Annotated in this window: 28 protein-coding genes and 1 tRNA gene; 20 read left to right on the top strand and 9 right to left on the bottom strand. The window is 66.7% G+C overall.

Going from position 1 to position 22,624, the window contains the following annotated elements:
• Positions 1 to 86: 86 nt before the first annotated feature.
• The gene (locus ACE3QC_RS09020; protein WP_374407411.1) at positions 87 to 455 is read right to left on the bottom strand and encodes a PH domain-containing protein; all 369 of its coding nucleotides are present in this window, start codon (positions 453 to 455) and stop codon (positions 87 to 89) included.
• Positions 456 to 604: 149 nt separating this feature from the next.
• On the opposite strand from ACE3QC_RS09020, the gene ACE3QC_RS09015 reads away from it, so the two are divergent.
• Positions 605 to 1,114 carry a hypothetical protein gene (locus ACE3QC_RS09015; protein WP_374407409.1) on the top strand — a complete coding sequence of 170 codons (510 nt, stop codon included), beginning with the start codon at positions 605 to 607 and terminating at the stop codon, positions 1,112 to 1,114.
• A 21-nt stretch (positions 1,115 to 1,135) separates the two neighbouring features.
• Here ACE3QC_RS09015 and ACE3QC_RS09010 read toward each other — a convergent pair whose 3' ends face one another.
• The gene (locus tag ACE3QC_RS09010) at positions 1,136 to 2,251 is read right to left on the bottom strand and encodes a plasmid recombination protein (RefSeq protein ID WP_374407407.1); all 1,116 of its coding nucleotides are present in this window, start codon (positions 2,249 to 2,251) and stop codon (positions 1,136 to 1,138) included.
• Between the two features lie 210 nt (positions 2,252 to 2,461).
• Here ACE3QC_RS09010 and ACE3QC_RS09005 point away from each other — a divergent pair, with 210 nt between their 5' ends.
• The 3 genes from ACE3QC_RS09005 to ACE3QC_RS08995 all read left to right on the top strand — a co-directional run bounded on the left by ACE3QC_RS09005 (position 2,462) and on the right by ACE3QC_RS08995 (position 4,208).
• Positions 2,462 to 2,836 carry a hypothetical protein gene (locus ACE3QC_RS09005; RefSeq protein ID WP_374407405.1) on the top strand — a complete coding sequence of 125 codons (375 nt, stop codon included), beginning with the start codon at positions 2,462 to 2,464 and terminating at the stop codon, positions 2,834 to 2,836.
• Between the two features lie 76 nt (positions 2,837 to 2,912).
• Complete coding sequence (locus ACE3QC_RS09000) at positions 2,913 to 3,461, top strand: hypothetical protein (protein WP_374407403.1); 549 nt, start codon at positions 2,913 to 2,915, stop codon at positions 3,459 to 3,461.
• Between the two features lie 6 nt (positions 3,462 to 3,467).
• A complete protein-coding gene (locus ACE3QC_RS08995; RefSeq protein ID WP_374407401.1) occupies positions 3,468 to 4,208 on the top strand; it encodes a hypothetical protein in 741 nt (246 codons plus the stop codon).
• Here the strand turns inward: ACE3QC_RS08995 and ACE3QC_RS08990 are convergent.
• Both ACE3QC_RS08990 and ACE3QC_RS08985 read right to left on the bottom strand, forming a co-directional pair.
• On the bottom strand, positions 4,151 to 5,056 hold the full coding sequence (locus tag ACE3QC_RS08990) for a nucleotide kinase domain-containing protein (RefSeq protein WP_374407399.1): 906 nt from the start codon (positions 5,054 to 5,056) through the stop codon (positions 4,151 to 4,153). The two genes, ACE3QC_RS08995 and ACE3QC_RS08990, sit on opposite strands and share 58 nt — an antisense overlap.
• A gap of 163 nt (positions 5,057 to 5,219) precedes the next feature.
• A tRNA-Arg gene (locus tag ACE3QC_RS08985) sits at positions 5,220 to 5,296 on the bottom strand.
• Positions 5,297 to 5,414: 118 nt separating this feature from the next.
• Between ACE3QC_RS08985 and ACE3QC_RS08980 the strand changes: the two genes are divergently transcribed.
• The 10 genes from ACE3QC_RS08980 (at position 5,415) to ACE3QC_RS08935 (ending at position 14,433) form a co-directional block, all read left to right on the top strand.
• Positions 5,415 to 5,804, top strand: a complete 390-nt coding sequence (locus ACE3QC_RS08980) for a hypothetical protein (RefSeq protein WP_374407397.1) — start codon at positions 5,415 to 5,417, stop codon at positions 5,802 to 5,804.
• A 50-nt stretch (positions 5,805 to 5,854) separates the two neighbouring features.
• Positions 5,855 to 6,370: an MmcB family DNA repair protein gene (locus ACE3QC_RS08975; protein ID WP_374407395.1), complete on the top strand. Its 516-nt coding sequence runs from the start codon at positions 5,855 to 5,857 to the stop codon at positions 6,368 to 6,370.
• Positions 6,371 to 6,419: 49 nt separating this feature from the next.
• The gene (locus ACE3QC_RS08970) at positions 6,420 to 7,142 is read left to right on the top strand and encodes a sterol desaturase family protein (RefSeq protein ID WP_374407393.1); all 723 of its coding nucleotides are present in this window, start codon (positions 6,420 to 6,422) and stop codon (positions 7,140 to 7,142) included.
• On the top strand, positions 7,100 to 7,582 hold the full coding sequence (locus ACE3QC_RS08965; RefSeq protein WP_374407391.1) for a DUF2141 domain-containing protein: 483 nt from the start codon (positions 7,100 to 7,102) through the stop codon (positions 7,580 to 7,582). Before ACE3QC_RS08970 ends, ACE3QC_RS08965 begins: the two co-directional genes overlap by 43 nt.
• Positions 7,583 to 7,688: 106 nt before the next feature.
• The gene (locus ACE3QC_RS08960) at positions 7,689 to 9,218 is read left to right on the top strand and encodes a hypothetical protein (RefSeq protein ID WP_374407389.1); all 1,530 of its coding nucleotides are present in this window, start codon (positions 7,689 to 7,691) and stop codon (positions 9,216 to 9,218) included.
• 60 nt (positions 9,219 to 9,278) lie between these two features.
• Positions 9,279 to 10,379, top strand: a complete 1,101-nt coding sequence (locus ACE3QC_RS08955) for an App1 family protein (RefSeq protein ID WP_374407387.1) — start codon at positions 9,279 to 9,281, stop codon at positions 10,377 to 10,379.
• A 26-nt stretch (positions 10,380 to 10,405) separates the two neighbouring features.
• Positions 10,406 to 11,389: an alpha/beta hydrolase gene (locus ACE3QC_RS08950; RefSeq protein WP_374407385.1), complete on the top strand. Its 984-nt coding sequence runs from the start codon at positions 10,406 to 10,408 to the stop codon at positions 11,387 to 11,389.
• A gap of 11 nt (positions 11,390 to 11,400) precedes the next feature.
• Positions 11,401 to 12,756 (top strand): M48 family metalloprotease, encoded by a 1,356-nt coding sequence (locus ACE3QC_RS08945; RefSeq protein ID WP_374407383.1) that lies wholly within the window; start codon positions 11,401 to 11,403, stop codon positions 12,754 to 12,756.
• Positions 12,757 to 12,766: 10 nt separating this feature from the next.
• Complete coding sequence (locus ACE3QC_RS08940; protein WP_374407381.1) at positions 12,767 to 13,465, top strand: DsbA family protein; 699 nt, start codon at positions 12,767 to 12,769, stop codon at positions 13,463 to 13,465.
• Entirely contained in the window at positions 13,462 to 14,433 is a 972-nt protein-coding gene (locus ACE3QC_RS08935) for a hypothetical protein (protein WP_374407379.1), read from the top strand. The genes ACE3QC_RS08940 and ACE3QC_RS08935 overlap by 4 nt, the downstream gene beginning before the upstream one ends.
• 4 nt (positions 14,434 to 14,437) lie before the next feature.
• On the opposite strand, the gene ACE3QC_RS08930 is transcribed toward ACE3QC_RS08935, so the two are convergent.
• On the bottom strand, positions 14,438 to 15,058 hold the full coding sequence (locus ACE3QC_RS08930) for an HD domain-containing protein (RefSeq protein ID WP_374407377.1): 621 nt from the start codon (positions 15,056 to 15,058) through the stop codon (positions 14,438 to 14,440).
• 137 nt (positions 15,059 to 15,195) lie between these two features.
• Here ACE3QC_RS08930 and ACE3QC_RS08925 point away from each other — a divergent pair, with 137 nt between their 5' ends.
• The 5 genes from ACE3QC_RS08925 to ACE3QC_RS08905 all read left to right on the top strand — a co-directional run bounded on the left by ACE3QC_RS08925 (position 15,196) and on the right by ACE3QC_RS08905 (position 19,585).
• On the top strand, positions 15,196 to 16,407 hold the full coding sequence (locus tag ACE3QC_RS08925) for a sensor histidine kinase (RefSeq protein ID WP_374407375.1): 1,212 nt from the start codon (positions 15,196 to 15,198) through the stop codon (positions 16,405 to 16,407).
• On the top strand, positions 16,404 to 17,201 hold the full coding sequence (locus ACE3QC_RS08920) for a LytR/AlgR family response regulator transcription factor (protein ID WP_374407373.1): 798 nt from the start codon (positions 16,404 to 16,406) through the stop codon (positions 17,199 to 17,201). The genes ACE3QC_RS08925 and ACE3QC_RS08920 overlap by 4 nt, the downstream gene beginning before the upstream one ends.
• Before the next feature lie 317 nt (positions 17,202 to 17,518).
• Positions 17,519 to 18,394 carry a carboxylating nicotinate-nucleotide diphosphorylase gene (gene nadC, locus ACE3QC_RS08915; RefSeq protein WP_374407371.1) on the top strand — a complete coding sequence of 292 codons (876 nt, stop codon included), beginning with the start codon at positions 17,519 to 17,521 and terminating at the stop codon, positions 18,392 to 18,394.
• Between the two features lie 41 nt (positions 18,395 to 18,435).
• Positions 18,436 to 18,876, top strand: coding sequence for a hypothetical protein (locus tag ACE3QC_RS08910; protein WP_374407369.1), 441 nt, complete (start codon positions 18,436 to 18,438; stop codon positions 18,874 to 18,876).
• 103 nt (positions 18,877 to 18,979) lie between these two features.
• On the top strand, positions 18,980 to 19,585 hold the full coding sequence (locus tag ACE3QC_RS08905; protein ID WP_374407368.1) for a ribonuclease T: 606 nt from the start codon (positions 18,980 to 18,982) through the stop codon (positions 19,583 to 19,585).
• On the opposite strand, the gene ACE3QC_RS08900 is transcribed toward ACE3QC_RS08905, so the two are convergent.
• Complete coding sequence (locus tag ACE3QC_RS08900) at positions 19,586 to 20,041, bottom strand: nucleoside deaminase (protein WP_374407366.1); 456 nt, start codon at positions 20,039 to 20,041, stop codon at positions 19,586 to 19,588.
• A 131-nt stretch (positions 20,042 to 20,172) separates the two neighbouring features.
• Between ACE3QC_RS08900 and rpmB the strand changes: the two genes are divergently transcribed.
• The gene (rpmB, locus tag ACE3QC_RS08895) at positions 20,173 to 20,460 is read left to right on the top strand and encodes a 50S ribosomal protein L28 (RefSeq protein WP_374407364.1); all 288 of its coding nucleotides are present in this window, start codon (positions 20,173 to 20,175) and stop codon (positions 20,458 to 20,460) included.
• A gap of 57 nt (positions 20,461 to 20,517) precedes the next feature.
• Here rpmB and ACE3QC_RS08890 read toward each other — a convergent pair whose 3' ends face one another.
• The 3 genes from ACE3QC_RS08890 to ACE3QC_RS08880 are packed head-to-tail and all read right to left on the bottom strand — an operon-like array spanning position 20,518 to position 22,620.
• Positions 20,518 to 21,459: an esterase-like activity of phytase family protein gene (locus ACE3QC_RS08890; RefSeq protein WP_374407362.1), complete on the bottom strand. Its 942-nt coding sequence runs from the start codon at positions 21,457 to 21,459 to the stop codon at positions 20,518 to 20,520.
• Positions 21,460 to 21,502: 43 nt separating this feature from the next.
• The gene (locus ACE3QC_RS08885; protein ID WP_374407360.1) at positions 21,503 to 22,417 is read right to left on the bottom strand and encodes a M23 family metallopeptidase; all 915 of its coding nucleotides are present in this window, start codon (positions 22,415 to 22,417) and stop codon (positions 21,503 to 21,505) included.
• Positions 22,414 to 22,620, bottom strand: a complete 207-nt coding sequence (locus tag ACE3QC_RS08880) for a DUF2093 domain-containing protein (RefSeq protein WP_374407358.1) — start codon at positions 22,618 to 22,620, stop codon at positions 22,414 to 22,416. The genes ACE3QC_RS08885 and ACE3QC_RS08880 overlap by 4 nt, the downstream gene beginning before the upstream one ends.
• Positions 22,621 to 22,624 lie beyond the last annotated feature (4 nt).

The following is a 22,624-nucleotide window of genomic DNA, read 5'->3' as shown; positions in this document are numbered from 1 at the left end:
ACTAATGACACTAATGGCATGGCGACGCCCATTACCTACAACCGGGTAGGATGCGGCGGTGGAGCAGACCCGTTGCCGTCCATGGCTCAGAGCACATACCCTGCAATGAGCCGCGCGATCTCGACTACGTTGGTCTGGCCCGTGAACTCGAATTTCACCCGCCCCAAGCCAGAAAAGTACATCTCTAATTCGGAGTCGAGATCGAACGACCCTGCGGTTTCGACCGAGAACACCACGATCTTGCTGTAGGGCAGCGATGTGAAATCCTTCTTCCTACCCGTGATCCCCTGCACATTGACCGCGATGATCCGCTTGTCGGTAAAAACGATCCCGTCTCGCAGGGCCTTAAAGGCGCCGACGATCTTCTCGCCCGGCAGCAGCAGGTCACCCACGCGGGCGGCGTACTCGTCGTTCTGCTTGAGTTTGAAAACCGAACCGTTCTGAAAATCGATCATGCGTTCCCCCTTCGCTCCTAGACTGGAAGAGGCAATCGTGAGACGTCAAGTGAATCACTGAGGCGTACCCAGCAACGAACGGATGATTGTCATGGGGTTGCGTGATCGAGTGGTGTTGCGCAGTTCTGCTATTTCAAAGGGAGATGGAAATGTTTCTGGCCGCATCTGATGTATCAATCGGTTCGGTCGCAACGGCGCCCAGTTGGTCGCTGGTCTTTCTCCGTCGAGAGCCTGAGAACCCATTGCTCATATTCGGTACTGGCGATGCAAGGCAGGCAATTTTTCTGAATGGTGAGCATGGCTGGGATATTATTCAGGCATCCAAGTTGGAGCGATGGATCGGGGCAATCGTGAAAGATGTTCGGCTCGAGATCGAGCTTCCATTTACGAGGGATCCGGAAGCCTATCAGGCAGGAATGGTGCGTATGGGCGGTGGTGGTTTGGAATTCTGCGGGACGATTGGCGACCAGATGGGCTTCAGAGACCGTGAGTGGGTATCCTTGTTCGCCGATGACCCTCTCGCTGAGCGCGATCCACAGCCGTTTGAGAACTATGTGCACTTCGATACCTGGCGGATCGTCAGCGACAGTTCTGAGCGTCCGAAGGTTTGGTGTCTTTGCAAGGAAGGGACGGTGTATTGCTTCCCCACGCCCGTCTAAGTCGACCTCCGCCACCGGTAATCAGCGGCTTGTGAATTGAAGCTTCCCGACGCGATGTGCTAGCGCTGTCGTCAGCCAAGCATCATCCTCGGCCGCCACTCTGCTGGCCTCCTCGAGCTGCACAGACATCTCGTGCGCCTTTTCCAGCTGAGGCATCTTCCGGTGCGCCGGTAGCGCAAGAACATAGTCCCGAAGGCGCTCACCAGCCTCGAGCAGATCGCGCAAAACCTCCGTTCGCCGGATCGCGCGTCGCTTGAGCTCTTCGGCCTCCGTTTTTTGCAAGGCCGTAGCCGCACGCTCGCCTTCCAGCCGCTCACCTTCCTCTTTCAGCCGCACCCGCTCAGTTGCAATCGCAAGTCGTTCCTGAGCGATCCGCTTCTTATCTGCGGCCAGCGCATCCCGCTCAGTCCGAAGCCGATCCTCAGTCGCGGAGACCCTCTCGCGCTCTATCTGCAACTGCGATTGTTCGGCCAAAGCCCCCTGTCGGGCGGTTTCCAATCTGGCCTCGTGCTCACGATTGCTGACGTGCCGAGCGCCTGATCGATGCTTGCCGCGCTCGAGACCCAGCCGCTCGAAATGCGATGCAAACCGGGTCTGCTCCCGGGCCATATCGCCGCGCCCACCGATGATACGCTTGGCAGACAGCCGGTAGACCGGCCGCTTGTCAGTCCTGCGGTTGTCGGGCTCATGGACAAGCGGAACCACGACAACGTGCAGGTGCGGTGTCCGCTCGTCTTCGTGCAGCGCCATGGAGACGGTCTGACCGCTGATCTTGAACCGCTCGCCGAAAGCGAAGGCAGCGCAGACGATGAACTGCCACAGCTTTCGGTCGTACTCGGCCTTATCGAGCCCCTCGAACACCTCACGCGACGCCGAGATGACAAACTCCAGCGCCAACACCTGGCCGGTTTTGGGCTTCACCTGATAGCGATCGAGGACCTTTAGGATATTGCCGGCGACGTCAGCGCTGCCTGCGATCAGCCGCGGCGGCGGAGCGCCCTCCTCCAGATGCCGGCATTCCATCTCGCGCGTGTTGTGGCGGCGGACGTGGTAGACGTGCCCCCAGGTCTTGATGCGCTTGAACCGCATCACCACGAATTTTCTACTCCCCGCGTCCGACCCATTCGACATCGCCATCTCCTATCGATGGCCAATAGTGTGACGATCCGGCAATCGGCGGCGCAAGGGGTAGGTCAGAGATTTTTCCGGCGATTGGGTGTCGGTCTCACATACTAGACCGATGCAGGCCGAGCCGATCCTTTGAGCCCGACAAGCGCCCTCAGATTGCTGGACGAATCAGCATAAGTTTGCGACTATCGTGGCGTAACGCGGCGGGGGCTGTGATAGATGGTTCAGATTGGCGGTAATCTCCGTTCCGAGGAGTTTGCTCAATTTCAGGACTATGTTTCCAGCCTCCTGATTACCGAAAGCAGCTTGGCTAATCTGCTGGTCCAGCGGGAGCTGCGGCTCAAGCGACTGGGTGATCTCGCAAAGTGCTATCAAGGCGCAGTGACGACAGCCGAACGTGGCGGTCGCGTTACCGGACACCAGTCCACTGGCGAACTTAGGCAGGCCTTTGAGGAGCGTGCGGTGGAGGCAGGCCTGGCTCTTGGCCACGCGGCCACGATCCTTTTTCGCGCGGAACTTGAGGATCGCTGGCTGGAAGGATGTCTTGGGGATTCAGCTCGGAATCATATTGATTCCGAGACGGGCACGAGTTAATTTTTTGCGCGTTGCGCACATACAGGGCATGCCAGTTGGGTCATTTGCCCCGCCTTGGTGGCCTGGGAGCACAGTGATGACTATCCATACGACCATCGAGCGAGAAGGCGACATCGCCGGCTTGGATGTCGCAGCCTTGGACCGTTTGCAGTGGCAGCAGTTCGAGCATGATGAAAAGTATCATCGCGAGATTGCCCGCCTGACTGTGCAGGATCGCCTGAAGCATATGGCACTGCATTTCGCCAAATACGCCGGCAACCTTGCTGAGGAGCCGGAGGATGAGGCTGTCAAGCGGCTGGTTACCGACATTGTCGTGATCGCCATCTCGTCAGCGAATATCCTGAATCTCCGGATATCTGATCACCACAACATGCTCGGATTTAACGCCACGCGTGTCGACTTGTCCAAGACTATCACGATCGCGGCCGGTCGTATGGCCGCCGCCTGCGAAAAGATGGATCACCTGGAGGCCTTCCCGTTCCGGGAGCGCATTTCGGAGTCGGTGCTGGAACTTCTCTCGCAAGCAATTTCGTACGCAGTCTCGAAAGGGTGGAGCGTGGAGGATCTGATTGCCGCACGGCTACAGCCGGTGAAAGAGAAATCCATCTTTTATGGGCGGCTATAGCCTCCTGTGGCATTCTGGGGCGGCTCAAAACTTGCCAGTGAGATTCCCGATTCTGGGATTGTAGAGCCGTTCAATCTCGAGCAGATTGATTGCAATGCATACACTCTCACCATGGGTGAGGAGTACTACGTCACGCCTGAGTTTGGGTCCGTGCTGCGCCGCAATACAAAGAAGTCTCTCCGTCGAAGGGCGCTAATCGAGCAACCCCTGCAGGCAGTTCGAGGGAGGGGGGAATCATTCGTCATTCCGTCCGGACAGTTCGCTTTTCTTTTAACAGAGGAAAAGGTCCGGATACCGGCGCGGGTTATGGGATTTATCTCGCTCAAGTCGGGAATCAAATTCAAGGGTTTAATCAACGTATCGGGCTTTCACGTCGATCCCGGTTTTGAGGGCCACTTGATATATTCGGTGTTTAACGCGGGTCCGTCCCCGATCCACATCGCGCGCGGAGATCCCCTCTTCTTGCTATGGATCGCCGACATCGACGGTGACAATGACCCGAAGTACTTCAAGACGAACACCTTTCCGCAAACCGAAATCTCCACCAAGCTGGTCTCAGACGTAGCGAGAGAGGTGCAATCGATACAGCGCATCTCTGAGCGGCTGGAAGCGACGGAACGCCGAGCCAACATCATTTGGTACGGCTTCATCATTTTGGCGACGTTCGTCGCAATTGTATTCGCGTTTGTTCAGATACTTCCTGACGGCTCAGTCACCCGCATCGCGGAGGGGCTCGGGGGTACATAACGGGATTTCGGACGCCCCTCACCCAGCCGAACCCTTTCATATTTGTCGTACTCACAAAGCTGGAACTGAATGTCGTGCAGTTCCAATTCGGGCATGAAGGATGGTAGCGCGGACTCAGAGGCTTCCAGAAGTGCGATCATCTCCGATAGGAGCTTCGCTTCGCCCAACGCGCGTCCCACAGGTCGGCCATGAACCCGGTTGAGTCCTCGTCGTGCACCTGGGCCAGCGGGGCACCAAGTGTTACGGTCGCGGGCGTTTGCTAGCACGCGAGTATGCATTACGTCCTGAAGCACCTCCTTCGCCATGAAGCCCGTGCCACCGAAACCTGGCAGTCGCCTCATTTCGACAGCAACTGGTTCCCAACGCCTCGTCTCTAGCGCGACTCTAGCGATCACTTCGCGGCGCTCCCATAGAGGTGAGAGGATTAGGTTGCAGACAGCTTCCGCCTTGGGCCCGCGGTGGCCGAGCGTCGGTACGATATAGGCGCCGGTAAAGACGCGCTCTTTCCGGGTCGCGCGCTCGCTGGCGATGGCGATGCAACGATCGGGCTTCCATTCCCTCTGCCATCCTACTGCTGCAGCAAATTCTGACGTGCCGAAATATCGGAACAACGCGCAGTTGAAGATAATTTCACCCTCGGGGCGATCTTCGTTTGGACGAGTCCAATACCGCCGCATCCACTGGGTAGTGCGGTCATTCTCTCTCTTCACGTTCGTGAACTTGTACGTATTGAGAATATTATCCTCAGACCAGGGCCACGGCTCCCCAGATTCCTTCCGGATCCGGAGCTGCTCGCGAGCTGCCATGAACGCGAAGAAGCCCGCTACTGACGAACGATTACCTTGCATGTGCGAATTCCTCCCAGTCGCGGATGGCGGGATCGCGATTAAAACGCCAGCCACGATCAATTCGATGATCGCAAGGGCGAACTACTGAGGGTGCAAATGTGGGAACCGGCTTCCGATGGTCCTAAGGAAATCAAGACCTATCAATGCCTTACTTCGTCAGAAATGGCGCACCCGACAGGATTCGAACCTGTGACCTCTGCCTTCGGAGGGCAGCGCTCTATCCAGCTGAGCTACGGGTGCTTCGGAGCGCGCGGCGCTTAGCAAAGGGGCGGCGGGGGCGCCAGCCGAATTTGCCTGCGGCGTCGCCCGTATCGGGCATTAGCGATTTGGCAAGCGGCGCCGCGCTAGGCAGGCGGCCGTGAACGAGCCGATTCTTCCCGACCATAGCCCCCGGCCCGCGCGCAGCGATGTGTCGCTGAGCGCGCAGTGGTCGGCGATGCGTGACGCGGGCGCGGCGGTCGCGCTGCTCGCCGGAGTCGAAGCCGACCGGCCGGGCCCGGCCGAGCGCAACTTCGCCGCCGCGATCGCCGATGCGGGCGGATGGCGGCTCGCGCTGGCGCGCGAAGGCCTCACGGACCTCGGCGCGATGCTCCAGCCCGGGCTCGCCGCGCTGCTCGCGGTCAAGGCGCGCGGACACGACGCCGCCGCGCCGGCGCGCGCGCTGTGGGGCGAATACCGCGTGGCATGCGACGCGCTGCTCGCGCTGGCGCCCGAAGTGGGGGCGATGGGGCCGCGGCGCAGCGCCTGACAACGCTCCGGCGGCTTGACCAAGTTCCCGATCTGTTCCATTCGGATGCGATGACTGCCCCGAATCTCGCCGAGCGCCCTGACGAGTCGCTCACCGCTCCGTTTGCCTCCCCCCTTGCCGCCGACGTCGCGCGCGGGATCTGCCGGCTGCTGGCGCGCAACGACATCTGGTGCCTGCCCGAAATGCCGCTGCGCAACGGGCGCCGGGCGGACCTGATGGGGATCGATCCCAAGGGCCGGATCGTGATCGTCGAGATCAAGGTCAGCCGCGCCGACCTGCTCGGCGACGGCAAGTGGCCCGACTATCTCGATTTCTGCGATCGCTTCTACTGGGGCCTGCCGCTCTCGCTCGACCGCGCGCCGCTCGAACTGGCCGACTTCCGGCCCGACTGCTGCGGGGTGATCGTGGCCGACGGCTACGATGCCGAGATCGTCCGCCCCGCGCCGTCGCATCCGCTCGCTCCGGCGCGGCGCAAGGTGGAGGTCGAACGGCTGGCGCGCGCCGCGCTGCGCCGCTCGCTCGTGGGCGTCGATCCGGCCTGCGCGCCGTGGGGCCGGCCCGAGTAGCGACAAGGCCCTGTCGCGCGCCCGTGCGCTGCGGCATAAGGCACGGGCGATGACCACCGCGATCATCCTTTCCGCGCTGGCGATGACCGCGATCGTCGCGCTGCGCTATCTCGCCACCAGTGGCGCGTTCGCCTGGGCGACCGAGCGCGTGCGGCCCGGGCGCTACGCCGGGCTCGGCCCGCAGATCAAGCGCGAGATCGGCTGGTCGCTCGCTTCGGCCGCGATCTACGGCGTTCCGGCGGGCGTGGTCGCCTGGGGCTGGCAGGAGCGCGGCTGGACCCGTATCTACACCGACGCCGGCGACTGGCCGCTCTGGTACCTGCCGCTCTCGCTGCTGCTCTACCTCTTCGCGCACGACACTTGGTTCTACTGGACGCACCGCTGGATGCACCGCCCGCGCCCGTTCCGCGCGGCGCACGCGGTGCACCATGCGAGCCGCCCGCCGACCGCCTGGGCGGCGATGAGCTTCCACCCGCTCGAGGCGCTGACCGGCGCGGTGGTGATCCCCGCGCTGGTGTTCCTGATCCCGGTCCACGTCGCGGTGCTCGGGCTCGTGCTGCTGATCATGACGGTGATGGGGGTGACGAATCACATGGGGTGGGAGATGTTCCCGCGCGCAATCGTTCATTCCCGATTGGGGGGCTGGCTGATAACGGCCAGCCACCACCAGCGCCATCACGAGCAATACGCATGCAACTACGGGCTCTATTTCCGCTTCTGGGATCGCCTGTGCGGCACCGACCGCGGCCTGAGCGACGCCTTTTCGCACTGACGCTCGCGGCCGCCGCGCCTCTCGCGCTCGGCGCAGGCGCGCCGCAGGCCGCACCGGAAGGCGCCGAGGTCACGGTCGAGATCAGCGGCCTGCGCTCGGACGAGGGCGTGGTGCGCGCGTGCATGACGACCGACGCCGATCGCTTTCCGCGCTGTCGCGGGGTGGCCGGCGCGCACAGCGCCACCGTGACCGCGCGCGAGGACGGGCCGCTGAGGCTCACCTTCCATGGCGTCGCCCCCGGCCGTTACGCGATCGCCCTGCTTCACGACGAGAACGCCAACGGCAAGGCGGACCGCGCGCTCGGCATGATGCCGAAGGAGGGTTTCGGCTTCTCGCGCGACGCCAAGGTGCGCCTCGGCCCGCCCCGTTTCGACGACGCCGCGTTCGAAGTGGGCGGGCGCGCCACCACCCAGACGATCCACATGCGCTACATGCTCTGACGTCACGGCGTCGCCCTACCGATCCGATCGGCGCGACTTAACGGTAAGTTTACCACGTCGCGCCAAAACGGCCTGTGAAACACCGCTTCGGGGGCTCGAGACAGCAATGGACACACTGCGCGGCAACTTCGATTCGTCGGCGTACGGCAGCGACGATCGCGACGACGACTATGCCGACGACGACGTCTCGCGCGAACCGCCGCCCACCGCGATCGGCACCGACGAGCGGCGCATGCAGGTGCGCGCCTACAACCATTGGGCAAGCTTGCTCGACGAACGCAATTTCCCCTCGATCGAAGACCTCGACCCTTCCGCGCTGCCCGACTTCGGGCCCTACAGCGTGCTGCTCGACTTCACCTCGGGCATCGAGAATCCGGCGGTTCCCTTCCTCGGCGCGGAACTGGCGGTCGAATGCGGCGCGGACGCCGAGATCGAATCGCTCGCCGACGTGCCCGCACGATCGCTGCTGAGCCGCATCACCGACCATTACCTGCAGATTCTCGCCAACCAGGCGCCGATCGGGTTCGAGGCCGAATTCGTCAACCAGCGCGGCACGACGATCCTCTATCGCGGGATCCTGCTGCCGTTTTCGAGCGACGACGACACGATCGACTTCATCTACGGCGTGATCAACTGGAAGCAGCTCGCCGACCAGCACACCACCGACGAGCTGATGCTCGAAATCGATCAGGCGCTCGACCGCGACGAGGCCGAGGACGAGACTGTCCAGGAAGCCGCGCGCGCGCCCGACCCGGTGACCGACTGGGCCGACGGTCCGACCGGCGACGGCGGCACGGTCGTCCCGCTGCCCGCTGCCGGCGAGGCTGCCGATGCACCCGGCTACCCCGCGCCCTCGTTCGGCGAAGCGGCGTCCGATGACGACGAAGAGGACGATGAACCCGACGCGCCGCGCGGCGGCTGGGGCATGGCTGAAATGATCGCGCGCCAGTCGACCCCGAAGAAGCCTTACGCGATCCCGCTCAAACCCGACGCGGAATATACAGCGCCGCTCGCGCCCGCCGTGGACGATGGCGCGCCGCTGGGGCTGCACGACAGCCTCGCCGCCGCGCGCGAATGCGCCCATGCCGCGCGCAATTGCGAGGATCGCAGCCGCACCGCGCTCTACGACGCGGTCGGCCGCGCCTACGACTTCAGCTGCGCGGCGCAGGAATCGCCCCGCGCCTTCGCCGAACTGGTCGCCGAAAGCGGCCTCACCGTGCAGGATCGCGCGCCGATGACTCCGGTGGTCAAGCTCGTGTTCGGGGCCGATTACGACAAGACGCGGCTTACCGAATACGCGGCCGTGCTCGGCCACGCGCATCGCCTCGGCATCCAGCGCGGCGGGCTCGCCGATTTCCTCCTGCACGCCGAGGGCGGGCTCAAGGGCGTGGTCAAGGCCGAGCGCCAGCTTCGCCGCGAAGATGCCGGCAAGGCCGAGGCCGAAACCCCGCGCGAAGTGCTCGCCCGCAAGCTGCGCGCGATCGCGCCGCTCGGGTTCGAGGACATCGAGCGCGAAGGCGAGGAATTCGGCGTGGTGGTCATCCGCCGGATGGAATCGGGCGAAGTAGTCGTGCTCGGCGAGGTGTCCGACGACGCCGCGCTGGTCGAGCGCGCCGCGCGCCGCCTCGTCGCCTGAGGCTCGCCGCGGCACGATCGGGGCTATCCCGCGCGGCAAGAGCGCGCTAGCCTGCCGCGGATGGTGCTCCTTTCCGGTCAGCCCGTCCGCCTCCAGCCCTATTTCGGGTATCGCAGCACCGGCCGGCTGGTGATCGCCGCCCGTGCGCTGCGATCGGGCAAGCCCGGCTTCGAGCGCGGCGGCAGAATCCAGGCGATGCGCACGATGCTCGCGCAGTTCGCTTCGCGCGAAGTACCCGGGCTCGATGTCGTGCTGGAATTGAAGTCGCTCGATGGCCGCCGCAGCGAACATCGCGGAACCACCGACCGCGAAGGCTTCGTCCGCTTCGATATCGACCTCGAGCTCGACTGGCCGCTGCCCGCCGACCCCGCGTGGGAGATCGTCTGTCTTCACTGGCTCAACCGCGAAGGGCCGCAATCCGTCGAGGGGCACGTGCTCGTTCCCGGCGCGGACACCGTGCTGGCGGTCATATCCGACATCGACGACACGATCGTGGAAACCGGCATCACCGGCGGCTTCCGCCAGATCGCGCGCAACTGGCGCCGCGTGCTCGCCCAACTGCCCGACGAACGGATCGCGGTGCCGGGGGTCGACGCGTTCTACAGTGCGCTCGGCGGCGGCGCGGTGCTGGCGGGGCAAGGCCATGCGGGCGACGCGGTTCGGGCCACCCACCGCCCGTTCTTCTACGTTTCGTCGAGCCCGTGGAATCTGTTTTCCTACCTCGTCGCCTTCCTGCGCAGCCGCAAGCTCCCGCTCGGCCCGCTGCTGCTGCGCGATTGGGGGTTCGACCGCGCAACACTCGGTGCCTCGGGGCATGGCGAGCACAAGCGCGTGGCGATCGAGGCGCTGCTGGCGATGTATCCCGACATACGCTTCGCGCTGATCGGCGACGATACGCAGGGCGACCTGCCCGCTTACGCCGACGCCGTGACGCACAACCTCGGCCGGGTGGCGGCGGTGTTCATCCGCACCGCCGCGGGCGCGCCGCTGTCGCCCGAGGAGCTGGCGAGCAAGGCGACGATCGAGGCGGCGGGCGTTCCCCTGTGGCTCGGTGAGAGCTACGATACGGGGCGGGAGTTCCTGCGCGTCGCGGGCCTGAAGGCGGACCGCGACGCGGCAAGGATCGTCGAGACGGTCGAAACCGCGCACGAGAGCGCCTGAGCGGCCGGGAGGGGGAGAAAGAACGCATGGCACGCACCAAACGGAGGCCGGGGATCATGGGCTGGGCGCTGATCGTCGTCGCACTGATCGCCGCCGCGCTCGTCGGCACGTGGTTCTGGGCGACGAGCCGCGACGCGGTGGGGCTGCTCGACGGGATCGACAGCCTGTTCACCCGCGGCGACGCCGAGCTCGCCGCCGGACCGGTGGCCTATGGCGACCATCCGCAGCAGCACCTGTTCGCCTGGCGCCCCGCCGGGCGCGACGACGGCACGCCGTTGCCGGTGCTCGTGTTCTTCCACGGCGGCGGCTGGCATTCGGGGCGACCGGAGGACTACGCCTTCGTCGCGCGCAACTTCGCGCCCGAAGGCTTCGTGGTGGTCGTCGCCGGCTACCGGCTGAACGAAGCAGGCCGCTATCCCGCGATGCTGGAAGACAGCGCCGCAGCGGTGCGCTGGACGCGCGACCACGCCGCCGAACTGGGCGGCGATCCGGCGCGCATCTACCTGATGGGGCATTCGGCGGGAGCCTACAATGCGGTCATGCTCGCGCTCGACCCGCAATGGCTGGAACGCGTGGGGCTGGAACGCGCGGGGCTGCCGGACGGCGCGATCGCCGGAGCGATCGGGCTTGCCGGGCCGTACGACTTCTATCCGTTCGACAAGGATTCGAGCCGCAACGCCTTCGGCCACGTCGCCACGCCCGCGCAGACCCAGCCGGTGACGTTCGCGCGAGCCGGCGCGCCGCCGCTGCTGCTGCTCACCGGCGACGAGGATACGATCGTGCGCCCGCGCAACACCCGCGCGCTGGTGCAGGCGCAGGCCGCGGCGGGCGATCCGGCGCAGTCGGACGTCTTCGCGGGCATGGATCACAAGGACATCGTGATGGCGCTCGCCCGTCCGTTCGACCGCGACGCGCGGGTCAAGCGCGCGGTGCTCGGCTTCCTGCGCGCGCAGGAGGAAGCCTACGCAGCACGGCGATCTTCATTGGCGGTTCAGCCCGCGAACCGTTAGCGTAGCCCGGCATGCAATTCCTCGCCCGCTTCCTCGCGCTGATCGCGGCCATCTGCCTGGCCGTGCAACCCGTCGCGGCGCAGTCGATCCTGCGCGACGCGGAGACCGAGGCGCTGCTGAACGACATGGCCGCGCCGTTGGTCGAGGCCGCCGGGCTCCAGCCGGGCAACGTCGATATCGTGCTGATAAACGACAGTTCGATCAACGCCTTCGTGGCGGGCGGGCAGGCGGTCTATATCCACTCCGGCCTGATCGACGCCGCCGACACCGCCAACGAAGTGCAAGGCGTCATCGCCCACGAGCTGGGCCACATCACCGGCGGACACATCATCCGCCACTCCGAAGGCGCGGGCGCGGCGACCAATATCTCGATCCTCTCGCTGCTGCTCGGTGTCGGCGCGGCGCTTGCGGGCGCGGGCGAGGCGGCGATGGGCGTGATGATGGCCGGGCAGCAGGCGGCGATGGGCAAGTATCTCGCGTTCAGCCGGGTGCAGGAATCCTCGGCCGACGCGGCAGGGGCGGAATACCTGTCGAACGCCGGAATCTCGGGCCGCGGCTCGCTGGCGTTCTTCGGCAAGCTGCAGAACCAGGAATTCCGTTACGGCTACAGCCAGGACGACGAGGTGGCGTTTGGCCGCACCCACCCGCTGTCGGGCGATCGCATCGCACGTCTGCGCGAAGTCTACACGCGCGATCCTGCATGGGACGCGCCCGACGACGCGGCGCTGCAGGCCCGGTTCGAGCGGGTGAAGGCCAAGCTGTTCGGTTATCAGCAGACCCCGCAGCGCACCTTGCAGGCCTTTCCCGAGACGATGACCGGAATTCCGGCCCGCTACGCCCGCGCCTATGCCTGGCACAAGGACGCGCAGATGGAGCGCGCGCTGACCGAGGCCGACGCACTGCTGGCCATGCAGCCGGACGACCCCTATTTCCTCGAGCTCAAGGGCCAGGTCCTGCTTGAATCGGGGCAGCCCGAAGAGGCGCTCGCGCCGCTGCGCGAGGCGACCGGGCTGACGCGCAACGAGCCGCTGATCGCCGCGATGTTCGGCCACGCGCTGATCGCGACCGAAGATGCGGCGCATTACGAGGAGGCGGAGCGCGTGCTGCGCGCCGCCGTGGCGCGCGACCGGTACAATCCCTTCGCCTGGTATCAGCTCGGCGTGGTCTATGCGGCGCGAGGCGACATGCCGCGCGCACGCCTCGCCAGCGCGGAACAGCAGGTGATGAGCCGGCAATACGCGATGGCGATCCGCAGCGCGCAGGCGGCCGAGATCGGCCTGCCGCAAGGCACCCCGGATTGGCTGCGCGCGCAGGATATCGAGATGGAGGCCCGCGCCGCGCTTGAACGCGAGCAGAACCGGCGTTAGCGCCGCCGCGATGACCGGCCGCAACTATTTCCTCGCCGCGCTGCTCGCGCTGCTGTTCGGCTTCGCGGGCGCGGCGCTGTGGTCGCTCAGCGGCCTCGGCGACCGGCAGGTGCGGGGCTACCTGCTCGACCATCCCGAAGTGCTCGCCGAAATGGCCGACGCCTATCAGGCGAAGCAGGCCAGCGAACGGCTGTCGGCGGTCGCAGGCGAAGTCGCGGAGCCTTTCCCCGGCGCGGTGCTCGGCAATCCCGAAGGCTCGGTCACGCTGGTCGAATTCACAGACTACGGCTGCACGTATTGCCGGATGAGCAAGCCCGAGGTCGACCGGCTGGTCGCGGACAATCCCGACCTGCGCGTGGTGATCCGCGAATGGCCGATCTTCCGCGGCAGCGAGGAAGCCGCGCGCATGGCGCTCGCCGCCGCGCAGCAGGGCAAGTTCGCCGCGTTCCACGATGCGATGTTCGCGCTGGGCCCGCCCGACGCCGCGAGCATCGAGAAGGCCGCGCGCGCCGCCGGGCTCGATCTTGCTGCCGCGCGCGAATTCGCCTCGTCCGAGACCGCCACACGCGAAATCGCCAAGACGATGCGGCTGGCCGAGACGCTCGGCTTCACCGGCACGCCGAGCTGGGTGGTGGGCGGCAAGGTGATCGAAGGCGCGGTCGGCTACGACGGGCTCGACGCGGCGATCGGCGACGCGCGCGGATCGTGATTCGCCCCCTCGCCGCAGCGTTCGCTCTCGCGCTCGCGCTGCCGCTCGGCTCGCCCACCGCCGCATTCGCCGCTTCCCCCGCCGACAGCGCGCTCGCCGCGCTCCAGAGAGACGACGCACGGCTGCTCGCGGCGGGCTGGCGGCTGGCGACCGGCAACGCCCGCTTCTGCACCGGTGCCCGCCCCGCGGTCGGCCTGCTGCTGCAGGACATGGCCGGATATGCCGATCCGGCGGCGATCCGCGCGGCGGCGGGGATCGAAGGCGAGGTGGCGGTACAGGCGGTCGCTCCCAGCTCGCCCGCCGCTGCGGCGGGGCTACGGCCCAACCGCGAGGTGGCCGCGGTCGACGGCGCCACGCTCGCCGGCCTCGCGGCAGAGGAACGCTCCGACTGGCGCCGCCTCGCCGCGATCCACGCGATGATCGAGCGCTCGCTGGCCGAAGACGGCGCGGTCGCGCTTGCCTTCCCCGATGGCGGCGAGCTGACGCTGCGCGGCGTCCCCGCCTGCCCGAGCCGGTTCGAGATGATGGCGGGGGAGCGCGCGGTGGCGGACGGCGCGAGGGTCGCGATCGGGCGCGAATTCGCCGGGCTCGCCTATCCGGAGGGCGAGTTCGCCGCCGCCGTCGCGCACGAGCTGGCGCACAACCTGCTCGGCCATCCCGCCTGGCTCGATTCGCGCGGGCGCAAGCGGCGCGACGTGCGCCTGACCGAGCGCGAGGCGGACCGGCTGATGCCGTGGCTGCTCGCCAACGCCGGCTACGATCCGGCCGAGGCGCTGCATTTCATGCGCCGCTGGGGCCCCGAACACGGCGGCGGCCTGTTCCGCAAGCGCACGCACGACGGGTGGGACGAACGGGCCGAAGCGATCGCGGCGGAGTTGCCCCGCGTGGCCGCGGCGCGGGGCGCGGACGGCAGCGCCGACTGGGCGCGGCTGTTCGTGCGCGAAATCCCGCCCGATACCCCGCGCTGAGCCCTTATTCGGCGGCTTCGGCCTGCTCTTCCAGCTTGTACAGGCTCGCGAGCGGACGCTCCATCACCCGGCGCACCATCGGCTCGAAGAATGCGAGCGGCTCGCTCTCGTAGTCGGGATCGAACGCCGCCTGATCGTATTTCTCGCAGAACTCGCGGCACGTCTCGAAATGCTCGTGCCCGCGGAACGCCTCGCGCGCGTCCTTGTCCATGCCGAGGAAGTGGAAATAGTAATAGCCCTGGAAATGCCCGTGGTGCTGGCAGGTCCAGTGCAATTCCTCGCGCACGAACGGCTTGATGATCGAGGCGGCGACGTCGGGGTGGTTGTAGCTGCCGAGCGTATCGCCGATGTCGTGCAGCAGCGCCATGACAACATATTGCTCGTCGCGCCCGTCGCGGTGCGCGCGGGTGGCGGTCTGCAGCGAGTGTTCGAGCCGGCAGACCGGAAAACCGCCGAAATCGCCGTCGAGCAGCTTCAGATGGTCGAGCACGCGGTCGGGCAGCCCTTTGGCGAACGCGCGGTATTCGCCGCCGATGATCGCCCAGTCCTCCGCCGTGCCCTGCTTCATCTCGCGGAACTTCGCGCGTTCCTCGGCACCGTGGAGCGTCTGTTCGGTCACGTCCATTTGCATCTCTCCTTGCAACCGATCCTAACCCGAAACGCGGCACGAACCAAATAATCCGGCACCAAACAATCTGACGCCAAATAATCTGGCGCCAAATAATCTGACTGGGCCCCCATCTTCGGCTAGAGCGTTGAGCCATGGCCATGCTGCCCTTCCGCCCTACGCCGTTCTTCGCCAACAAGAACCGCGCCTTCTGGAACCTGCAGTTCGCCGGGTGGGGCGGGGCGATGCTGCTGCGCGCGATTTCCTCGCTCGCGAACGGCCAGCCGCTCGATTTCGTCGTGCCGATCCTGATCGAGATGGTCGCCGGCTTCTCGATCAGCCTGATCCTCTCGGTCATCTACCGCAAGCTGATCCATCGCCGCCCGCTGGTGACCTGGGGCACCACCGCCGCCGTGCTCGCGATCGCGGTGGGGATCTACGCCTTCGTCGACGCCTGGGTCTTCACGCTCTACTGGCCCGCGAGCGAGGGCGGCATCGTCACCCTGCTGCTCGGCATCTTCATCTTCCCGCTCACGCTGCTGGGCGCATGGTCGGCGCTCTATTACGCGATCAACTACTTCCTCCAGGTCGAGGAGCAGGCCGACCGGCTCGAGCGGCTGGAAGCGCAGGCGACCAGCGCGCAGCTCGCCATGCTGCGTTACCAGCTCAACCCGCATTTTCTGTTCAACACCCTGAATTCGATCAGCACGCTGGTGCTGCTGAAACAGACCGAGCCGGCGAACGCGATGCTCACGCGCCTCTCCTCGTTCCTGCGCCACACCCTCATCAGCCAGCCGGGCGGCAAGGTGACGCTGGCCGAGGAGATCGAGACGCTGCAGCTCTATCTCGGGATCGAGCGCATGCGGTTCGAGGAGCGGCTGCGCACCGATTTCGCGATCGAGCCTTCCGCAGCGCTGGCCAGCCTGCCCTCGATGCTGCTCCAGCCGCTGGTCGAGAACGCGATCAAGTACGCCGTCTCCGCGCAGGAGGAAGGCGCGCGGATCAGCCTCGCGGCTCGGCTCGTCGGAAACCGTCTGCGCGTCACCGTTTCCGACACCGGGCCAGGCTTGCAACGCGGCCCGATTCGCCCCAGCCTCCCGGCCGCAATCACCGGCGACGGGCAGACGGTTTCGACCGGGGTCGGCCTCGCCAATATCAGGAACCGGCTTGCCCAGGCCTATGGCGACGACCATCTGTTCGAAATCCGCACCCCGCCCGAAGGCGGGTTCACCGTGATCATCGAAATCCCGCACGAACAGGCCGAAGCCGAGGAACCGGCACCGCCCCCCCAGCGTATTTCGCACGATCCTGCAAATCCCCCTCCCGCCGCCGTGCCCGAGAGGCGGCCAATCGGAACCCAGACATGACCATCCGCACCATCATCGTCGACGACGAAAAGCTCGCCATCCAGGGGCTCCAGGTCCGCCTCGAGCCGTTCGAGGACATCGAGGTGATCGACACGTGCGCCAACGGGCGCGAGGCGATCCGCAAGATCAAGACCGAGAAGCCCGATCTCGTCTTCCTCGACATCCAGATGCCGGGCTTCGACGGGTTCTCGGTGGTCAAGGGGGTGATGGAGATCGAACCGCCGCTGTTCGTGTTCGTCACCGCCTTCCAGGAACACGCGATCCGCGCGTTCGAAGCCAATGCGGTGAACTACCTGATGAAGCCGGTCGATCCGGTGAAGCTCGCCGACACGGTCGAGCGGGTGCGCCAGCGCATCGCCGAAAAGCGCTCGGCCGACGAAGCGGAGAAGCTGCTCAACGTGCTGAGCGAAGTCGCGCCCGACGCCGCCGAGGAATTCACCGACAGCGAAAGCGAATCGAGCGACCGGTTCGAGAAGCTCATCAACATCAAGGACCGCGGACAGATCTTCCGCGTCGAGGTCGGCTCGATCGAGCATATCGAAGCGGCGGGCGACTACATGTGCATCTACACCGGCGACAATTCGCTGATCCTGCGCGAGACGATGAAGGATCTCGAACGCCGGCTCGATCCGCGCAAGTTCCAGCGCGTCCACCGTTCGACCATCGTCAACCTCGACCAGGTCCGCCAGGTCCGTCCGCACACGAACGGCGAATGCTTCCTGGTGCTGGACAGCGGCGCTGAGGTGAAGGTGAGCCGGAGTTACCGCGACGTGGTGGCGCGGTTCGTGCATTGATTCGTTGCGAACGCGCATCCGCGCGTTCGTCCTCGGCGCTGTTCCCTCCGCTACGCTACGGGGCGCCTGCGGGCGGGCGGTCGCCCTTGCGGTTCGCTGGTCGCGAACCGGGTCACCGCGTGACGGCTACGGCTTGGAAAGGCTCGGTCGGCGCCAGCCGACCGCAAGCGCGAACGCGCGCCCGCAGGGCCGTCAGGCCCGAGGATAGCCAAGGCCGCGGATGCGGCCACCGGCGCTTGAGGCGCAAACAAAAGACTCCGCGCGGAAAACATGCGCCGGCGCTTGAGGCACGACCGAAAAAGCCTCACAGCTACCCCATGACACCCTTCACCCTCCCCGGCTTCGATCTCGACCGTTTCGTGCGCGATACGCTGGCCGAGGATCTCGGCGAGGGGCTGCCCGGGGGCGGGCGCGACGTTACCTCGGAGAGCGTGATCCCGGCGGAGGCGAGGTTCGAAGGGGTGATGGACACGCGCGATGCGATCGTGGTGGCGGGGCTGCCGGTGGCGGCGGCGTTCTTCCGCGCGCTCGATCCGGCGATCGCAATCGAAATCCTCGCCGAAGAAGGCGCGCGGGTGCCCGCCGGGACCGATGTGATGCGCCTGTCGGGCAGCGCCCGGGCGATGCTGACGGCGGAGCGCAGCGCGCTCAACACCGTGCAGCACCTGTCGGGCATCGCCACGCTGACCCGTGCTTACGTCGATGCGATGCGAACAGATGGGGCGAACCCCGACTGCACTCTGCTCGACACGCGCAAGACGCTGCCCGGCCTGCGGGCCCTCGAGAAATACGCCACGCGGCAAGGCGGCGCGGCGAATCACCGCATGGGGCTGTGGGACGCGGCGATGATCAAGGACAACCACGTCGCCGTCGCGGGCGGCGTGGGCGAGGCGGTGCGCCGCGCGGCCGCCGCGGGAGTGGCCGAGATCGTCTGCGAGGTCGACCGGATCGACCAGATCGAACCCGCGCTCGTCGCCGGGGCCACGCGGCTGCTGCTCGACAACATGGACCCGCCGACGCTGCGCGAGGCGGTGGCGCTGGTGGCCGGGCGCGTGCCGACCGAGGCGAGCGGCGGGATCACGCTTGAAACCATCGCCGCGAAGGCCGCCACCGGCGTCGACTACGTCTCGGTCGGCCGCCTGACCCAGAGCGCGCCCGCCGCCGATATCGGTCTCGACTTTACCCCGCTCTAGCTTTGCGGCATCGTGCCCCGGCAACGATCAGGGGGATGACCATGCGGCCCGATTCCATTCGCAAGTTCGACATGTTCTGGCTCGGCGCGCTCGCGCTGGGCGTAGTGAATTTCCTGCTGACCTACGGTTCGCTCAAGGCGCAGATCGATGCGCAGTTCGCCCAGTCGGGGCTGGACGCCGATATGGGCGGCGCCGGGCTGATCGGCGGTTTCGTATTCGGCATCGTCATCAATCTGGCGCTGTGGTTCCTCGTCTCACGGCTGCGGCTCGAATTCGTCAAATGGATCCTGATCCTGCTGATCCTGCTCGGCCTCACCGGCCTGCCCGATCTTTTCGCCACCGGAGTGGCGGTCTCGATCGTGCTCTCGCTCGTCGCGATCGTGATGCAGGCCGCGGCGATCTGGTTCCTGTTCCGCCCCGACGCCAAGGCCTGGTTCGCCAGCAAGGGAAAGGACCCCGGGGCGCCGACCGATCCGCAATAGTCTGCGCGCAGCCTCAGTTGCCGGATCAGCCCTCGCGCTGATCGGCGCGGCGGCTCCCGCTCTCGCGCAATCCTACCAGTGCCGCGTGCCACGCACCGTCACTGTGCCGAATATTCCGCGCGAGGGGCCGGTGCGGCAAGTGCCCGTCACCGGCTATACGCTCGCGCTGTCGTGGTCGCCCGAGTTCTGCAAGGCGCGCGAGGGGCAGGTTAGCCAGAACATGCAGTGTTCGGGCGATCGCGGGCGCTTCGGGTTCGTCGTCCATGGCCTGTGGCCCGAGGGGCGCGGCACTTGGCCGCAATGGTGCCCCACCGCGCGGCGCGTTTCTCCCGCACAGGCGCGGGGCAACCTGTGCCTCTCGCCCTCGACCGCATTGCAGGCGCGGCAATGGGCCAAGCACGGCGCGTGCATGGTGCGAAAGCCCGAAACGTACCTGCGCGTCACCCGCATCCTGTGGGATTCGCTTACCTTTCCCGACATGGACCGCCTCTCCCGGCAGGACGAATTGACCGCGGGCATAATCCGCGAGCGCTTCCTCATGGCCAACCGCGACTGGCGCGCCGACGCGATCGGTATTCACCTGAACCGGCGCGGCTGGCTGGAGGAATTGCGGCTCTGCTACGGCAAGGATTTCCGCCCCGCGGAATGCGACGCCCGTCGCTTCGGCGCGAGAGATTCCGCTTCGGTGAAGGTCTGGCGCGGCCTCTAGCTAGCGCCTCTCGCGGAAGAAGCCGCGTAGCAGATCCGCCGCCTCGCCCTCGCCCAGCCCGGCGTAGACTTCGGGCCGGTGGAGGCATTGCGGGTGGTCGAACACCCGCGCGCCGTGGGCGACCGCGCCGCCCTTCGGATCGGGCGCGGCGTAATAGAGGCGGGCGATCCGCGCATGGACGATCGCCCCGGCGCACATCGCGCATGGCTCCAGCGTGACGTGGAGGTCGCAGCCGGTCAGCCGCTCGTCGCCGAGCGTGGCGGCGGCAGCGCGAATCGCGGCGATCTCGGCATGGGCGGTCGGATCGTGAGCCGCACGCGGCGCGTTGCGCCCTTCGCCGATCACCTTGCCGTACCGCGTGACGACCGCGCCGATAGGCACCTCGCCATCCTCGGCGGCCTCGCGCGCCAGTTCCAGCGCGCGGCGCATCGGGTCGGGGATCGGCCAGCGGGTCATCGCTCACGCGCTACCGCTTCGGTCCGCGCGCCGCAACGCGCTTGACGATTCGCACATGCCCGGCTAAGCGCGCCGCTTTCCGGGACGGGCATGCCCCTGTTCCCCCGACAGCCAAGAACGAGAGATTTCCCATGTCGCGCATTTGCGAACTGACCGGCAAGGGCCGCCAGGTCGGCCACAACGTGAGCCACGCCAACAACAAGACCAAGCGCGTGTTCCTGCCGAACCTGCAGCACGTCACGCTGATGAGCGAGAAGCTGGACCGCAGCTTCAAGTTCCGCGTCTCGACCCACGGGCTGCGCTCGGTGGAGCACAACGGCGGGCTCGACAACTGGCTGATGAAGACCAGCGACGAGAAGCTCAGCATGGGCGCGCGCAAGGTGAAGCGCGAGCTCAAGAAGGCGCTCGCCGCCGCCTGAGCCTCGCCGAGACGACACACGAACAGGCGTGCGGAGCGATCCGCGCGCCTTTTGTCTTTATGACCCAGGCAGATCGAGCCTCAGCTCGTAAAGCAACGTGCGCTGGAATGCCGAGTTGTTGTCGTCGCTGATGAGCCATACGGTCAGCCCGCCATCCGCCCCGGGCGCGACCGCTATCCCTTCGAAATTGTCGCGCGGCAGCTGCTCTGCGATCGTGCCGATCACCTCTCCATGCCATTCGCCGCCTGCGCGGATCGTGCGCGGATCGGCCAGTGCGATCGCGCTTGTGAACGGGGAGGGCAAGTCGAGCGCCACCTTGCGGTGCAGAATCAGCACGCGCCCGTCGGGCAGCGGCGCGGCGTCGACCGGGCGGAAGCCTTCGGGCGGCAAATAGCGGAATTGGGCCGGCTCCGCGCCCGCAACCGGGTCGCCGGGAAACAGCAGTGCGCGGTGATCGGGCCGCGAACCGGGGCGGCCTTCCTCGAGCACGAGGAACCGTCCGTCCGCCATCCGGGCGAGCGATTCGGGGCCGCTGTTGCTCGACCAGCCGCGCATCGCACTTGGAGCCACCGTTTCGCCCTCGGTCAGCGCCGGGCCGTAGCGCGCAATCGTGTTGCTGCCTTCATAGGCCAGCCAGATCCGCTCGCGCGCCGGATCGCCCGTCATCGCCTCGACGTCGACGAGGTATTTCGTCAGCTCGACTCCGCCGCCGATCGCGCCGAACTCGGGTGGTCGCGGCGCGGCGCCCGGCGGAGCGAAGCGCAAGTAGCGGCCGCGGTCGCTCGCCGCCAGCAGCCGCCCGTCGGGCAGCGCGAGCAGCGCCGAATAGCCGCCGAAATGCGCGTTGCCGCTCGCCAGTTCCCACACCCCCTCAAGCGTGAAATCGCCCGTGCGCCGCTGCTCCACCGCGACCGGCGTGATGGCCAGGATCGGGCGGAAATCGTCGCTCACCGGCGTGCGCAGCCAAGTGCCCGGCGCGGCGAGCAGCGCGACGATCACGATGGCGATGCGGCGGAGGCTGATCGCGCTCAGGACATCGCGCTCAGGGCATCGGGCCGAGGAACAGCAGCGGATCGAGCCGCGCGTCGTGCCACTTGAGGCTCCAGTGCAGGTGCGGCCCGGTCGCGCGTCCGGTCGCGCCGATATTGCCGAGCTGCTGGCCCCGGCGCACTGTCTCGCCTTCGCGCACCGCGATGCGCGAGAGGTGCAGGAAGGCGCTGTTGAGCCCCTGCCCGTGATCGATGATCAGCAGGTTGCCTTCGAGGCTGAACGGCGCATCGGTCGCGAGCACGACCACACCGTCGGTCGGAGATACGAAGGGCGTGCCGCTCTCGCCGGTCGCGATGTCGAGTCCCGAGTGGTAGCTACCCGGCTCGCCGCGATAGATGCGCTGCGATCCGAAGCGGCCCGAGATGCGCCCGGTGGCGGGCCAGAGGAAATCCTGCGACCAACCCGCGCTGTCCGATTCGACCGCGCGCGCCGCGACGATCCGCGCGAGTTCGGGGCGGCGAATGCGCATGAACGCCTCGCTCGGCCCGCCGGTGCCGCGCGCGACGTTCACGCGTTCGATGTTCCAGTCGCGCGGAGATACCGCGATCGGGCTTTCGATCGTGCGGCCATCGCGCAGCCGGGCGCTCAGCGTGGCGCGCGGGCCGGCATCGCGGTCGAACGCGGCGAAAAAGCGGCCTTCGCCGTCGAGCGTCAGTTCCTGCTCGCCGAGCTTCGCGGACACCGTTCCCGCCGGGGCCTGCCCGCGAATCCACCCGCCTTGCGTAGTTTCGCCCGCAAAGGTGAAGGTGGTGGGGCCGGGTGGAGGGGTCGGGCTAGGGGCGGGCATCGGGGCCGGAGAAGGCGTCGGCGCAGGGATCGGCTGGACGACCTCGGCCTGCTCGGTGGACGGCGGGATACAGCCCGCGAGCGCCAGCAGCGGCGCGGCGATCGAGAGGCTGCGGATCATGCGCCGGAGGCGAGACGGCGGGTGGCGATCTCGGCGCTGGCGTAAGGCTCCTGCAGATCGACGCTCCAGTAACGCAGTTCCTCCAGCGGGACAGCCTCGCCGCTCACCGCGCAGAACACGTACTGGCCCGCGCGCAGGACGCGAAAGCCGTTGGGGCCATAGGCGAGCTTCGCCTCGCCGCCGCTACCGGAATTCATCAACATGATC

It is taken from the genome of Pelagerythrobacter sp., assembly GCF_041912895.1.
Taxonomy (GTDB): Bacteria; Pseudomonadota; Alphaproteobacteria; order Sphingomonadales; family Sphingomonadaceae; genus Pelagerythrobacter.
This window is presented reverse-complemented; position numbering and strand designations above follow the sequence as displayed.

What these genes read in the sequence shown, in the direction of transcription:
- ACE3QC_RS09020 (WP_374407411.1), bottom strand. Translation starts at nt 455, where the DNA reads ATGATCGATTTTCAGAACGGTTCGGTTTTCAAACTCAAGCAGAACGAC.
- ACE3QC_RS09015 (WP_374407409.1), top strand. Translation starts at nt 605, where the DNA reads ATGTTTCTGGCCGCATCTGATGTATCAATCGGTTCGGTCGCAACGGCG.
- ACE3QC_RS09010 (WP_374407407.1), bottom strand. Translation starts at nt 2,251, where the DNA reads ATGGCGATGTCGAATGGGTCGGACGCGGGGAGTAGAAAATTCGTGGTG.
- ACE3QC_RS09005 (WP_374407405.1), top strand. Translation starts at nt 2,462, where the DNA reads ATGGTTCAGATTGGCGGTAATCTCCGTTCCGAGGAGTTTGCTCAATTT.
- ACE3QC_RS09000 (WP_374407403.1), top strand. Translation starts at nt 2,913, where the DNA reads ATGACTATCCATACGACCATCGAGCGAGAAGGCGACATCGCCGGCTTG.
- ACE3QC_RS08990 (WP_374407399.1), bottom strand. Translation starts at nt 5,056, where the DNA reads ATGCAAGGTAATCGTTCGTCAGTAGCGGGCTTCTTCGCGTTCATGGCA.
- ACE3QC_RS08975 (WP_374407395.1), top strand. Translation starts at nt 5,855, where the DNA reads ATGACTGCCCCGAATCTCGCCGAGCGCCCTGACGAGTCGCTCACCGCT.
- ACE3QC_RS08970 (WP_374407393.1), top strand. Translation starts at nt 6,420, where the DNA reads ATGACCACCGCGATCATCCTTTCCGCGCTGGCGATGACCGCGATCGTC.
- ACE3QC_RS08960 (WP_374407389.1), top strand. Translation starts at nt 7,689, where the DNA reads ATGGACACACTGCGCGGCAACTTCGATTCGTCGGCGTACGGCAGCGAC.
- ACE3QC_RS08955 (WP_374407387.1), top strand. Translation starts at nt 9,279, where the DNA reads ATGGTGCTCCTTTCCGGTCAGCCCGTCCGCCTCCAGCCCTATTTCGGG.
- ACE3QC_RS08950 (WP_374407385.1), top strand. Translation starts at nt 10,406, where the DNA reads ATGGCACGCACCAAACGGAGGCCGGGGATCATGGGCTGGGCGCTGATC.
- ACE3QC_RS08945 (WP_374407383.1), top strand. Translation starts at nt 11,401, where the DNA reads ATGCAATTCCTCGCCCGCTTCCTCGCGCTGATCGCGGCCATCTGCCTG.
- ACE3QC_RS08940 (WP_374407381.1), top strand. Translation starts at nt 12,767, where the DNA reads ATGACCGGCCGCAACTATTTCCTCGCCGCGCTGCTCGCGCTGCTGTTC.
- ACE3QC_RS08930 (WP_374407377.1), bottom strand. Translation starts at nt 15,058, where the DNA reads ATGGACGTGACCGAACAGACGCTCCACGGTGCCGAGGAACGCGCGAAG.
- ACE3QC_RS08925 (WP_374407375.1), top strand. Translation starts at nt 15,196, where the DNA reads ATGGCCATGCTGCCCTTCCGCCCTACGCCGTTCTTCGCCAACAAGAAC.
- ACE3QC_RS08920 (WP_374407373.1), top strand. Translation starts at nt 16,404, where the DNA reads ATGACCATCCGCACCATCATCGTCGACGACGAAAAGCTCGCCATCCAG.
- nadC (WP_374407371.1), top strand. Translation starts at nt 17,519, where the DNA reads ATGACACCCTTCACCCTCCCCGGCTTCGATCTCGACCGTTTCGTGCGC.
- ACE3QC_RS08910 (WP_374407369.1), top strand. Translation starts at nt 18,436, where the DNA reads ATGCGGCCCGATTCCATTCGCAAGTTCGACATGTTCTGGCTCGGCGCG.
- ACE3QC_RS08900 (WP_374407366.1), bottom strand. Translation starts at nt 20,041, where the DNA reads ATGACCCGCTGGCCGATCCCCGACCCGATGCGCCGCGCGCTGGAACTG.
- rpmB (WP_374407364.1), top strand. Translation starts at nt 20,173, where the DNA reads ATGTCGCGCATTTGCGAACTGACCGGCAAGGGCCGCCAGGTCGGCCAC.
- ACE3QC_RS08885 (WP_374407360.1), bottom strand. Translation starts at nt 22,417, where the DNA reads ATGATCCGCAGCCTCTCGATCGCCGCGCCGCTGCTGGCGCTCGCGGGC.
- ACE3QC_RS08880 (WP_374407358.1), bottom strand. Translation starts at nt 22,620, where the DNA reads ATGTTGATGAATTCCGGTAGCGGCGGCGAGGCGAAGCTCGCCTATGGC.